Origin of the sequence: Variovorax sucrosi, from assembly GCF_051216635.1 — a bacterium.
Lineage (GTDB): Bacteria > Pseudomonadota > Gammaproteobacteria > Burkholderiales > Burkholderiaceae_C > Variovorax.
The window spans coordinates 293,807-305,892 of the sequence record NZ_JBPJZU010000005.1 but is presented as its reverse complement, the minus strand read 5'-3'; the positions used below and the strand labels follow the sequence as shown (position 1 = coordinate 305,892).

14 protein-coding genes are annotated in these 12,086 nt (G+C 67.3%); 6 read left to right on the top strand and 8 right to left on the bottom strand.

The window, feature by feature from the left end:
* Window position 1 precedes the first annotated feature (1 nt).
* Both ACSFBE_RS12195 and ACSFBE_RS12190 read left to right on the top strand, forming a co-directional pair.
* Window positions 2-421, top strand: a complete 420-nt coding sequence (locus ACSFBE_RS12195; RefSeq protein ID WP_435490656.1) for a DUF4019 domain-containing protein — start codon at window positions 2-4, stop codon at window positions 419-421.
* A 14-nt stretch (window positions 422-435) separates the two neighbouring features.
* On the top strand, window positions 436-951 hold the full coding sequence (locus ACSFBE_RS12190; RefSeq protein WP_435490655.1) for an NUDIX hydrolase: 516 nt from the start codon (window positions 436-438) through the stop codon (window positions 949-951).
* A gap of 16 nt (window positions 952-967) precedes the next feature.
* Here the strand turns inward: ACSFBE_RS12190 and mnmA are convergent, their stop codons facing one another.
* Window positions 968-2,077 (bottom strand): tRNA 2-thiouridine(34) synthase MnmA, encoded by a 1,110-nt coding sequence (gene mnmA, locus ACSFBE_RS12185; RefSeq protein ID WP_435490654.1) that lies wholly within the window; start codon window positions 2,075-2,077, stop codon window positions 968-970.
* 127 nt (window positions 2,078-2,204) lie between these two features.
* On the opposite strand from mnmA, the gene ACSFBE_RS12180 reads away from it, so the two are divergent.
* Genes ACSFBE_RS12180 through ACSFBE_RS12170 form a run of 3 tightly spaced genes read left to right on the top strand, consistent with a single transcriptional unit; the run spans window position 2,205 to window position 6,047 of the window.
* The gene (locus ACSFBE_RS12180) at window positions 2,205-3,215 is read left to right on the top strand and encodes a Bug family tripartite tricarboxylate transporter substrate binding protein (protein ID WP_435490653.1); all 1,011 of its coding nucleotides are present in this window, start codon (window positions 2,205-2,207) and stop codon (window positions 3,213-3,215) included.
* 22 nt (window positions 3,216-3,237) lie between these two features.
* Window positions 3,238-4,899, top strand: a complete 1,662-nt coding sequence (locus ACSFBE_RS12175) for an L-lactate permease (protein WP_435490652.1) — start codon at window positions 3,238-3,240, stop codon at window positions 4,897-4,899.
* Window positions 4,896-6,047 (top strand): alpha-hydroxy acid oxidase, encoded by a 1,152-nt coding sequence (locus ACSFBE_RS12170; RefSeq protein ID WP_435490651.1) that lies wholly within the window; start codon window positions 4,896-4,898, stop codon window positions 6,045-6,047. The genes ACSFBE_RS12175 and ACSFBE_RS12170 overlap by 4 nt, the downstream gene beginning before the upstream one ends.
* A gap of 1 nt (window position 6,048) precedes the next feature.
* Here ACSFBE_RS12170 and ACSFBE_RS12165 read toward each other — a convergent pair whose 3' ends face one another.
* Window positions 6,049-7,056 carry a Bug family tripartite tricarboxylate transporter substrate binding protein gene (locus ACSFBE_RS12165; protein ID WP_435490650.1) on the bottom strand — a complete coding sequence of 336 codons (1,008 nt, stop codon included), beginning with the start codon at window positions 7,054-7,056 and terminating at the stop codon, window positions 6,049-6,051.
* A 95-nt stretch (window positions 7,057-7,151) separates the two neighbouring features.
* On the opposite strand from ACSFBE_RS12165, the gene ACSFBE_RS12160 reads away from it, so the two are divergent.
* Window positions 7,152-7,313, top strand: a complete 162-nt coding sequence (locus tag ACSFBE_RS12160; RefSeq protein ID WP_435490649.1) for an ABC transporter substrate-binding protein — start codon at window positions 7,152-7,154, stop codon at window positions 7,311-7,313.
* Window positions 7,314-7,482: 169 nt separating this feature from the next.
* Here ACSFBE_RS12160 and ACSFBE_RS12155 read toward each other — a convergent pair whose 3' ends face one another.
* From ACSFBE_RS12155 to ssb, 6 genes are all read right to left on the bottom strand, one after another.
* Window positions 7,483-8,484: an LLM class flavin-dependent oxidoreductase gene (locus ACSFBE_RS12155; protein ID WP_435490648.1), complete on the bottom strand. Its 1,002-nt coding sequence runs from the start codon at window positions 8,482-8,484 to the stop codon at window positions 7,483-7,485.
* Window positions 8,485-8,587: 103 nt separating this feature from the next.
* On the bottom strand, window positions 8,588-9,436 hold the full coding sequence (locus ACSFBE_RS12150; protein WP_435490647.1) for a DUF6502 family protein: 849 nt from the start codon (window positions 9,434-9,436) through the stop codon (window positions 8,588-8,590).
* Between the two features lie 213 nt (window positions 9,437-9,649).
* The gene (locus ACSFBE_RS12145; RefSeq protein WP_435490646.1) at window positions 9,650-9,892 is read right to left on the bottom strand and encodes a hypothetical protein; all 243 of its coding nucleotides are present in this window, start codon (window positions 9,890-9,892) and stop codon (window positions 9,650-9,652) included.
* The gene (locus ACSFBE_RS12140) at window positions 9,889-10,722 is read right to left on the bottom strand and encodes a Vgb family protein (protein ID WP_435490645.1); all 834 of its coding nucleotides are present in this window, start codon (window positions 10,720-10,722) and stop codon (window positions 9,889-9,891) included. The genes ACSFBE_RS12145 and ACSFBE_RS12140 overlap by 4 nt, the downstream gene beginning before the upstream one ends.
* 42 nt (window positions 10,723-10,764) lie before the next feature.
* The gene (locus tag ACSFBE_RS12135) at window positions 10,765-11,244 is read right to left on the bottom strand and encodes a MerR family transcriptional regulator (RefSeq protein WP_435490644.1); all 480 of its coding nucleotides are present in this window, start codon (window positions 11,242-11,244) and stop codon (window positions 10,765-10,767) included.
* A gap of 182 nt (window positions 11,245-11,426) precedes the next feature.
* On the bottom strand, window positions 11,427-11,951 hold the full coding sequence (gene ssb / locus ACSFBE_RS12130; protein WP_435490643.1) for a single-stranded DNA-binding protein: 525 nt from the start codon (window positions 11,949-11,951) through the stop codon (window positions 11,427-11,429).
* Between the last annotated feature and the right edge of the window lie 135 nt (window positions 11,952-12,086).

The window sequence follows — 12,086 nt, the reverse complement described above, 5'->3', positions numbered from 1 at the left end:
GATGAGGCTGTTCTTGACCGTGACGCTGGCCGGCTGGCTCGGCCTGGCCGCCGCGCAGGACGTCGAGCCCAGCGACATGGTGCGCGGCGGGCTGCAGGCGATCCAGATGGTCGACCAGGCCAAGGCCGGTGAGCTGTGGGACGGCGCCGCAGCGGCGGCGCGCAAGCGCGTCACGCGCGCCGAGTTCATCAACCAGGTGACCAAGGCGCGAGCGCCGATGGGCGCAGCGCAGCAGCGCACCTGGGTCGCGGTCAACCGCCAGGTGGTGAACGACGCCGACGCCGACCTGGCGGGGCAATACGTCAGCGTCGAATACGAGACCCGCTTCGCCAACAAGCCGGCGGCGATGGTGCGCGAGCTGGTCAGCTTCCACCTCGACCGCGACAGCATCTGGCGCTTCAGCGGCTACGTGCTGCGCTGACCGGAGGCCGCGGCATGCCGGACCTGCGCTGGAGGCCCAACGTCACCGTCGCCGCGGTGATCGAACGCGACGGCCGCTTTCTGCTGGTCGAAGAACACACCTCGCACGGCCTTCGGCTCAACACGCCGGCCGGCCACCTCGACCCGGGCGAATCGCCGGCCGAAGGCTGCGCCCGCGAAGCCCTGGAGGAAACGGCCCACCACTTCACGCCCACCGCACTGGTGGGCATCTACATGGCGCGTTTCCAGCGCCAGCCGGCCACGCGCACCGAAGGGCGCGACGGCGAAGGGGACATCACCTACCTGCGTTTCGCCTTCTCCGGCACGCTGGGCGCTGTCGAGTCCGGCCGCGCACTGGACGACGGCATCGTGCGCGCGCTGTGGATGACGCCCGACGAAATCCGCGCCAGCGTCGAGCGTCATCGCAGTCCGCTGCTGCTGCAGTGCATCGAAGACCACCTGGCCGGCCAACGCTACCCGCTGGCGCTGATCCACACCGACGCGTCGGTATACGCGCCGCAAGCGCGCTGAGCCGGCCCCGGCCCGCTCAGGCCGCGCCGGCAATCACGCCGCCACCGAGGCACACCTCGCCGTCGTAGAGCACCGCCGACTGGCCCGGCGTCACCGCCCATTGCGCTTGGGGGAAGTCGAGTGCGAACGCACCATCGGCGCCTTCGGCCAGGCGGCAGGCCGCGTCGGTCTGCCGGTAACGCGACTTGGCCGCGTACCCGCCCGCCGCCGGGGCCGCGCCCGCCACCCAGCTCGCGTCGTCGGCCGTCAGCGCCTGCGACAGCAGCCACGGATGGTCGTGCCCCTGCACCACCCACAGCGTGTTCTTCTCCATGTCCTTGCGCGCCACGAACCAGGGCGAATGGTCGCCGGTACCGCGCTGCGCACCCCTGGCCTTCACGCCGCCGATGCCCAGGCCCTGGCGCTGGCCGAGGGTGTAGAAGCTCAGGCCCTGGTGCTCGCCCAGCGTGCGGCCGCGCTCGTCCTTGATCGGGCCGGGTTCCTTGGAGATGTAGCGGTTAAGGAACTCGCGGAAGGGTCGCTCGCCGATGAAGCAGATGCCGGTCGAGTCCTTCTTCTTCGCGTTGGGCAGGCCGATGGCGTCGGCGATGCGCCGCACCTCGGTCTTGTGCAGCTCGCCGACCGGGAACAGCGTTTTCGACAGCTGCGCCTGGTTCAGGCGGTGCAGGAAATAGCTCTGGTCCTTGGCCGGGTCGAGGCCCTTGAGCAATTCGTGATGCCCCGTGTCGTCGTTCAAGCGCACGCGCGCATAGTGGCCCGTGGCGATCTTCTCGGCGCCCAGCCGCATCGCGTGGTCGAGGAAGGCCTTGAACTTGATCTCGGCGTTGCACAGCACGTCGGGGTTGGGCGTGCGGCCGGCCTGGTATTCGCGCAAGAACTCGGCGAAGACGCGGTCCTTGTAGTCGGCCGCGAAGTTGACATGCTCGATCTCGATGCCCAGCACGTCGGCCACGCTGGCCGCGTCGACGAAGTCGATGTTCGACGAGCAGTACTCGCTGTCGTCGTCGTCTTCCCAATTCTTCATGAAGATGCCGACCACCTCGTGGCCCTGCTGCTGGAGCAGGTGCGCGGTGACGGCGGAGTCGACCCCGCCGCTCAGGCCGACCACGATGCGTTGCTTTTTCATAGGGCCGCCATTGTCCCCGCCCCGGCCGATCGCTGCCCGCATGCGGGAAATCCCCGACACGCCGGCGACTGCATGGCCGGCCCCACGCTTCCACAATGCGGTGACAAACATCACAACAGGAGCGCCCATGCCCGTCCCCTCCATCCTGCCCACCGGCGCGCCGGTGTCGCGCCGCCGGGTCTGCCAGTCGATCGCGCTGCTGGCCGCCAGCGGCACCGGCGCCCTGCACGCTCAGGGCACCTGGCCGCAGAAGCCGATCCGCCTGGTCGTGCCCTTCGCCCCCGGTGGCTCCAGCGAGGTGGTGGCGCGCTCGGTGGCGGGTGAGCTCACCAAGCAGCTGGGCCAGAGCGTCTTTGTCGAGAACAAGCCCGGCGCCGCCGGCACCATCGCGATGCAGGATGTCGCCAAGGCCGGCGCCGATGGCTACACGCTGATCCTCGGCCATGTCGGCACGCTGGCGGTCAACCCGTACATGCTGACGAACCAGCCCTACGACGTGAACAAGGACTTCGTGCCCGTCACGCTGCTGGCCAAGGTGCCGAACGTGCTGGTGGTGCACCCGGACGTGCCGGTGAAAACCTTCAAGGAGTTCATCGCCTACGCCAAGGCCAACCCGGCCAAGCTCAACTACTCGTCGGCCGGCAACGGCAGCTCGGGCCACCTGAGCATGGAATACCTCAAGCTGACGGCCGGCTTCTTCATGACCCACATCCCCTACCGCGGCAGCGGCCCGCAGATGACCGACCTGCTGGCCGGCCGCACCCAGGTCGCGATGAACGGCCTGCCCAGCATCTCGGCCTTCATCAAGAGCGGCAAGCTGCGCGCGCTGGCGGTGGGTTCGGCCCAGCGCATCGGCGCGCTGCCCGACGTGCCGACCATCGCCGAGAGCGGCTACAAGGGCTTCGAGACCTCGCAGTGGTACGGCCTGCTGGTGCCGGCCGGCACGCCCGCACCGGTGGTCAAGCGGCTGCAGGAGGAAAGCCTCAAGGCGCTGCGCACCGGCCCGGTGACCGAGCGCTTCGCGCACGACTCCGCCCTGGGCGTGGGCGACACGCCCGAGCAGTTCGGCGCCTTCATCGCCGCGCAGCAGAAGGTCTGGAAAGAGATCGTCGTCAAGGCCGGCATCAAGCCCGACTGATCGCCAACGAACGGAGCAAGACATGCCCTGGCAACAAATCTACGACCCCTTCGGCAACATGATCATCTCGACCGCGCTGGCGGCGATCCCGGTGGTGGTCATGCTCGCCGCACTCGGCTTCTTCCACATCAAGGCGCACGTCGCAGCCGGGATGGGGCTGGGGGCCGCGATTCTCGTGGCCATCTTCGCGTACGGGATGCCGGCAGACATGGCCGGGCGCGCGGCACTGTTCGGCGGCTTCACCGGCCTGCTGCCGATCGGCTGGATCGTGCTCAACATCATCTTCCTGCACCAGCTCACCGAGCAGAACGGCAGCTTCAAGGTGCTGCAGGATTCGCTCTCGGGCATCACCGAAGACCGGCGCATCCAGCTGTTGCTGATCGCCTTTTGCTTCGGCGCCTTCTTCGAGGGCGCAGCCGGCTTCGGCACGCCGGTGGCCGTGACGGCAGCCATCCTGATCGGCCTGGGCTTTTCGCCACTGGCGGCCTCGGGGCTTTCGCTGATCGCGAACACCGCGCCGGTGGCCTTCGGCGCGCTGGGCACGCCCGTGATCACGCTGGCCAAGGTGCACGGCTACGACCTGATGGAGGTGACGGCCATGGTCGGCCGGCAACTGCCCTTCTTCTCGCTGCTGGTGCCCTTCTGGCTGATCTGGGCCTTCGCCGGGCGCAAGGGCATGATGGAAATCTGGCCCGCCATCCTGGTGACGGGCCTGTCCTTCGCGATCCCGCAGTACCTGGTGTCGAACTTCATCGGACCGGAGCTGGTGGACATCATCGCGGCCATCGTCTCGATGGCCTGCCTGGTCGCCTTCCTGCGCGTGTGGAAGCCCAAGACGATCTGGACCTCGGCCTCGCTGCGCGGCAAGGACATCAGCGCCCACGAAGCCAAGCCGCCGCAACCTCTGACGCAGCACAGCCGTGCCGACCTGGTGCGCGCCTGGATGCCCTGGGTCATCCTGTCGGTCTTCGTCTTCATCTGGGGCCTGCCGGTGGTCAAGACCTGGCTCAACGGCCTGTTCGCGCCCGCGTTTCCGATGGGCGGGCTGCACAACCTGATCGAGAAAATGCCGCCCGTCGTGCCGCAGCCCACAAAGGAAGGCGCCATCTACACGCTCAACATCCTGTCGGCCACCGGCACCGCGATCTTGCTGTCGGCGGTAGTGAGCGCGATTTTCATGAAGTACAACCCGGCCGCCATCGCGCGCACCTTCTTCAAGACGGTCTGGCTGGTGAAGTATTCGCTGCTGACCATCGTGCTCATGCTCGCCCTCGGCACGCTCACCCGCTACTCGGGCACCGACACCACGCTCGGCCTGGCCTTCGCCAACACCGGGGTGTTCTATCCCTTCTTCGGCACGCTGATGGGCTGGCTGGGCGTCGCGCTGACCGGCTCCGACACCGCATCGAACGTGCTCTTCGGCGGCATGCAGAAGGTAGCGGCCGACCAGCTCGGCCTGTCACCCAACCTGATGGGCGCGGCCAACAGCTCGGGCGGCGTGATGGGCAAGATGATCGATGCGCAATCGATCGTCGTCGCCTCCACCGCCACCCGCTGGTTCAACCACGAAGGCGATATCCTCCGCTACGTCTTCTTCCACTCCATCGCGCTGGCCTGCCTGGTCGGTCTCTACGTCACCATGCAAGCCTACGTCTGGCCCTTCACCCTGATGGTCGTCAAATGACCGTGATCACGACCATCGAAGATCTGCGCGTCCTCGCCGAAAAGCGTGTGCCGCGCATGTTCTACGACTACGCCGACTCGGGCTCGTGGACCGAGAGCACCTACCGCGCCAACAGCGAAGACTTCAAGAAGATCAAGCTGCGCCAGCGCGTGGCGGTGAACATGGAAGGCCGCACGCTGGCCACCACGATGGTCGGCCAGATGGCGAAGATGCCGGTGGCGATCGCGCCGGTGGGCCTGACCGGCATGCAGCATGCCGACGGCGAGATCCACGCCGCGCGCGCGGCCGAGAAGTTCGGCATCCCGTTCACGCTCTCGACCATGAGCATCTGCTCGATCGAAGACATCGCGGCGAACACCAGCGCGCCCTTCTGGTTTCAGCTCTACATGATGCGCGACCGCGAATCGATGGCCCGCATGATCGAGCGCGCCCGCGTCGCCAGGTGCAGCGCCTTGGTGCTCACGCTCGACCTGCAGGTGATCGGCCAGCGCCACAAGGACCTGAAGAACGGCCTGACCGCACCGCCGCGGCCGACGCTGCGGAACATGATCAACCTCGCCACCAAGCCCGGCTGGTGCCTGGGCATGCTCGGCACCAAGCGCCGCACCTTCGGCAACCTGGTGGGCCACGTGAAGGGCGTGAGCGACATGAATTCGCTCTCGGCCTGGACCAACGAGCAGTTCGACCCGACGCTGTCGTGGGCCGACATCGCGTGGGTCAAGAAGCAATGGGGCGGCAAGCTGATCCTGAAGGGCATCATGGTCGCCGAAGACGCGCAGCTGGCCGTTGACGTCGGTGCCGACGCCATCGTCGTGAGCAACCACGGCGGCCGGCAGCTCGACGGCGCGCCCTCGAGCATCGAGGCGCTGCCGCCGATCGTCGATGCGGTCGGCTCGAAGATCGAGGTCTGGATGGACGGCGGCATCCGCAGCGGCCAGGACGTGCTCAAGGCCTGGGCCCTCGGCGCCCGCGGCACCATGATCGGCCGCGCGATGGCCTACGGCCTGGGCGCGATGGGCGAGGCCGGCGTGACCAAGGCGCTGCAGCTCATCCACAAGGAACTCGACGTGACGATGGCCTTCTGCGGGCACACGGACATCCGGAACGTGGACAAGGGGATCCTGTTGCCGGGGACGTTTCCGGTCTGAGCTAGAGCTTGATTCCGGCCCCCTTCACCGTGGGTCCCAGCACGCTGACCTGTTCTTTGACGAAGTCGTTGAACATGGCGACGGTCTCGGGTTTGGCCACGATGCCCAGCTCTTGGAGCTTCTTCTGGATGTCGGGCATGACGAGGACCTCGTTGCACGCCGTGTTGAGTCGCGCCACGACATCCGCCGGCACCTTCGCGGGCCCCGACAGCCCGAAGAAATTCTCGAGCACCAGCTTCGGCTGTTTGAGTTCCAGCATGGTCGGGACATCCGGCATCAGGGGCGAGCGCTGCGTGCCGGTCACGGCCAGCGGCACCAGCTGTCCGCTCTTGAAGAAGGGCACATAGGACGTGATCACGTCGATGCCCACGGGAATGGTGTTGGCAATCAGATCGGTGGTCATGGGTGCGCCGCCGCGGTACGGCACATGCACCATGTTGATCCCCGTCGTCTTTTTGAGCAGCTCGCCATGGATGTGTCCGATCGAGCCGGGCCCCCCGGAGCCGAAATCCATGTGCCCCTCCTTGCGAGCGACTGCCTCGAACTCGGCGTATGTCTTGATGCCCGACGGCTTGCTGGCCATGATGACGAGCGGCGCGGCGCCCAGGTACGCGATATGACTGAAGCCCGCCACCGGGTCGTAGGGCTGCCTCTCCAAAGTAAACGGGCCGAGGGCAATCGGTGTGGTGTTCGACAGCATCAGCGTGTAGCCGTCGGACGCGGCCGAGGCGACCTGTGCCCCACCGATGGTGCCGCCCGCACCTGGCTTGTTGTCGACCACCACCGGTTGCCCCAGCCTCTTCGTCAACTGCTCCGCCATCAGCCGAGCGAGCACGTCGCTCGACCCACCCGGCGGAAACGTCACGATGATTTTGACGGCCTTGTCGGGCCACTGGGCAAACGCCGGAACAGCCGCGGTCGCGGCACCAACGGCCAGAAGTTGCAGCGCTGTGCGCCGCGTGAAGCGAAAGCGGGTCATGACGTCCTCGGCGGGCAATTGGGGAGTCATGGGTTAGCAGGAACCGGGCCCACGGTGCGCCCCGCCAATGGACCGAACCTTGCTTCGTTGTTGGCAGGTTTGAACGATCAATGGAGAAACCCACCATGTTCTTCCTGGCCGACGATCGCGGCTATTTCCGGGAGGAAGGTCTGGACATCGAGTTCACCGAGGGCGACACGCTGGCGAATGCGGTTCCCAAGCTCATGACAGGCGCCTTCGACGCCGGTTACGGGACTGGGTGCCCTCGCTCTACGGTGCCGCCGTGATGGTGACCCCCGCCTTGCTGCGGGATCATCCTTCGATGGTCGCGGGGCTGGTGCGAGCGGCTTGCCGGAACACTCGCGCTCGAAATGGCATACCCGGAGGGTGCCGCGCTCGGGATCGGAGCGGTGGACATGGCGCGCGCCAAACAGGCAGCGGTACGGCGGCCCGAATTCAGACCTTCGAGACGGCCACTTCGTCCTTCAACGAGGCCACGATCTCGTAAGACCGCAACCTCGTCGCATGGTCATACACCTGCGACGTGATCATCAGCTCATCCGCACCCGTGCGCTCGATGAACGCCGCGATGCCGTCGCGCACCGTCTCGCGCGAGCCCACGGCCGAGCACGACAGCACCGAGTCGAGCAGCGCGCGCTCCGACGGGCCGACGCTCGCGTAGTAGTCTTTCACCGGCGGTGGCAGCCGGCCCGGCCGGCCGCTGCGCAGGTTCACGAAGGCCTGCTGCCACGAACTGGCGCGGAACTGCGCTTCTTCGTCGGTCTCGGCCGCGAACACGTTGAAGCCCAGCATCACGTAGGGCTTGGCGAGCTGGGCCGAAGGCTTGAAGGTCTCGCGGTAGATGCGAATGGCCTGCATCATCTGCTGCGGCGCGAAGTGCGAGGCGAAGGCGTAAGGCAGGCCGAGATGCGCCGCCAGTTGCGCGCCGAAGGTGCTCGATCCGAGGATCCAGACCGGCACCTCGAGCCCGCGGCCCGGCACCGCCATCACGGGCTGGCGCGGGCTCTTGCTCATGAAATCCATCAGTTCGACCACGTCCTGCGGGAACTGGTCCGAGTCGGACTCGAGGTTGCGCCGCAGCGCCTGCGCGGTGCGCTGGTCGGAGCCCGGCGCACGGCCCAGGCCCAGGTCGATGCGGCCGGGGTAGAGCGATTCGAGCGTGCCGAACTGCTCGGCGATCACCAGTGGCGAATGGTTGGGCAGCATCACGCCGCCGGCGCCGATTCGGATCGTCGAGGTGCCCGCCCCCACGTAGGCCAGCAGCACCGCGGTGGCGGCGCTCGCGATGCCCGGCATGCCGTGGTGCTCGGCCAGCCAGTAGCGCCGGTAGCCGTGCTTCTCGCCGTGCTGGGCGAGCGCCAGCGAGTTCTTGAACGACTGCGCGGCATCGCTGCCTTCGCAGATCGGGGAGAGATCGAGGATGGAGAAATCGGCCATGGCGCACATCATGGCGCGATCGGCATGAGCCTGCTCGCGCGGGCTATTCGCTGCTCTGGTAGGCCGCGGCGGCGGTCGGGCCGGCAGGCGCTCACCGCGCCGGCTAGGACCGTGCCTCGGAGGGCGCCGGGGGCGGTGCCGCGTTGCCGTCGGGTGCATCGGCGGCACCGTCTTCGTAGTAGGTGTAGATGCCCACGCGGATCCGGCCGGTGGCGCCCTCGCCGGCGGCATCGACGGCGCGGGTCATCTGCTCGGTCAGCTCATGGTGCAGCACGCTCCAGCGCTGGCGCACCAGGCGCTGGATCTGCTCGCCGTCGTCCAGCGTGATGCCGCTGGCGTACACCGCGCGTTCCAGCATGGGCGAGCGCTCGCGCAGGGTGTTCGACACGCCGGCGAGCAGGTGGTCGCGCGCGTTGTCGCCGAGGAAGGCGAGCATGGTCTGCAAGTCTTCGGCAGGCACGAAGCCGTCGGTCACCAGCTCCACGTGGCCATCCCGCTCGGCCACCATGTTCAGGCGCGCCAGCTCGTCCAGGATGGTCCGGTGGTGCACGTTGCCCCGGCTGGCGTGCCGAGCCAGGGTTTCGAAGGACAGCACGCCGTTCTGCGCCACCACCGGCAGGCGCTTGCGCGACGGCTCGTCCACCAGCATCTGCAGCCACAGCGTGAAGGTCTTGGCCGAGGCCGACTTCTCGGTGCTCGGCAGGGGGTCGCTGCCCTCGCGCACCTTCAGCGTGACGGCCTTGCGGTTGAGCCCGGTGGCGACCGAGAGCTGGCTGATGTTCGGGTTCTTGACCCCCTGGGCACGCCAGGCACGCTGCGCCTCTTCCAGCAGCAGGTCGCGCAGCAGCGCCTCCAGATGCGGGTGCTTCACACCCATCGCCAAGGCGAGCCTGACCACCGGACGCAGGATGCGTGCACAGGCGGCGAGGGTCCAGGCGAGCTGGTTTTCCATGGTGAATCGCGGTGGTTGGACGCGCCGGGAAACCGGCCCGCCGGAACGGATACTTTTTTACTGTCGAACCACCGAGGATCGCATGAAATATCCTGTTTCAGGCGCACACGCCGGTTTAAGTGCGAATCACACTCGTTCTTGAACGTGCCGAGGCGAGGGCTTTTTCCGGAACCCGGCGCATGTGCTGCAACGCATAGCGCACGTCCTCTTCTGTCAGTACGACGTCGTCGCAATCCAGGCGGCGCAGTTGCCGCACTTGTGGGCCGCATCGTGCAGGCCGCCACTGCCGTCATCGGGGTGCGCGTCGGCATGAGCCTCTGCATGATGAAAGTCCGCCGTGGCGTAGCCCTGGAAGGGCACCGCGAGCATCATGAGCCACAGCAGGATGGCGCGAAAGCAGACCATGCCGAAATTGGACGGGTGGCTCGCGCCATGCCGGCCGACGCCGTCGATCAACGCCTGCGGATCCTGAACACCGCGTTGTCGCCCCAAGTGGCCACCATCAGGCTCCCATCGGGTGACGCGGCCAGACCCACGGGGCTGGACAAGCCGTCGGCCGCGATGCTGCGGCGCCCCTGGGCGTCGATGCGGCTGACAGTGCTGCCGCCATAGTCCACCACGAAGACGGCCCCGTCCGATGTCCGCACGATGCCGGGGCCAGGGCTGCGCAGATCGGTGTTCACCGTGCGCGCTTGTTTGTCCGCACCGACGACGGCAATGCCTCCAGCGATGTTGCTGACCATCAGCCGGCCGTCAGGCAACTCCACGGCACCCACCGGCGTCTGCAGACCCTGCGCGGCGACGTCGATGCGCCCATCCGGATGGGCGGCCAGGATCTGGTTCGTGCGCCGGTTGGCGATCAGAAGGCGGCCACGCGCGTCGAACGCCAGGCCTGCGGGCGTGGCGAGTCCGCTCACAAAGACAGAGCGTTCGCCCGATGGCGTGAAGCGCCACACCAGGTCCTCGTTGTACGAGGCCACGAAGATGTCGCCCCCCGATGCGATGGCCAAGCCGGACGGGCCGCTGAGCCCGCTGGCGAAGGTGCTCCGCTCGCCTGACGGCGAAAACCGCAGCACCGTCCCGCCGGACCAGTTGGCCACGTACAGGTGACCGGCCCGGTCAAAGCCCGTGCCGACCGGCGAACTCAAGCCTGTGTGGACGGGCCGTGCCTCCAACTGCCAGTCCGACACGGCGCGAGCGCCGTCAGCCTGGGCCCGGACATGTGCGCCGGGCAGCGCAGCCGCCGCCATGAACACCGGCGCGCCGAGTACGGTTCGGCGCTTCATGCGGTGACCGCTGCCCTGTCGGCCAGGCAGGCAAGGACGTGCTCACCGGCTTGGCCGCCTGTCTCGCGCAGCCTGGCGAGATCCTGGAGATAGCTTGGATTGGTTTCGGGGGACAAGGGCGTTTCCTTTGCTGGGTGACGATGGCGTGAGGCAAAGGGAAGCTTCCAGGCCCCGGTAGTGTCCGATCTTGTCCTTCAGCGCCCGGGCCGCTTGCTGCATGACGCTGATCGATGTGGTCACTTGCGCAAGATGCTGTTCCAGCATCGCGCGCCGTTCGGAGGCGGTGGCGTTCCCTTCGCTGCGCAGGCGCGCGAAGGCCTGCATCTGCCCGATGGACATATGGGTCTCGCGCAGGCGCAGCAGGAATCCGATCCATTCCATGTCCGAGGCCGCATAGCGGCGCTGGCCACCTGGCGCTCGCGCCACGGGCACGATCAAGCCAACGCGCTCGTAGTAGCGGAGCGTGTGTGCGGTCAGGCCCGTGCGTTCGGCAACTTCGGAAATGGTCAGGAGGGATGCCATGGGAACGATTCTGAAAGTTTGAGTGCACTCGAAGTCAAGCGCGATGAACGGGCCCGCCGGGTTGGCTCGCCACGCGTTCAGGCCCATCCGCCTTGTGGCGGAAGCCGAGCGCGGGTCCATGAAAAAGGCCCGCGTTCCTCAGGAACGCGGGCCTCACCCCACAGGAATTTGCGCTTTCCAGCTCAGAACGGAATGTCGTCGTCCATGTCGTCGAAGCCGGAGGACGACTTCGCCGGTGCCGGAGCGGGGCGCGCCGCCGGAGCACGCGGTGCAGCGGCCGGCGGGCGCGAGTAACCGCCGCCGCCACCACCACCACCACCTTGCGAATAGCCGCCGTCGTCGTCACCGCCGCCCGACGGGCCGCCCATGCCCTGCCGGCTGCCCAGCATCTGCATCTGGTCGACGCGGATGTCGGTGGCGTACTTCTCGACGCCGTCCTTGTCCTGGTACTTGCGGGTGCGGATCTGGCCTTCGACGTAGATCTGCGAACCCTTGCGCAGGTACTGCGCGGCGATTTCGGCCAGGCGGCCGTTGAACACGAGGCGGTGCCACTCGGTCGCCTCCTTCATTTCGCCGCTCGCCTTGTCCTTCCACTTGTCGGTGGTGGCCAGTGTCACATTGCAGACCTGGTCGCCGCTCGGGAAGGTTCTTGTTTCTGGGTCGCGGCCGAGATTGCCGACGAGGATGACTTTGTTGACCGATGCCATGTGCACTGCCCCTGATGTTGGATGAAAGGAGAAGGAAACCGACGATTGTGCCCGATGGCCTCCCGACCCGGAACCGCCGTTTGCGGGCTCTCTGGAGCGCGTCCCTGCCGAAATTCGCACCGGGCACTATCATGC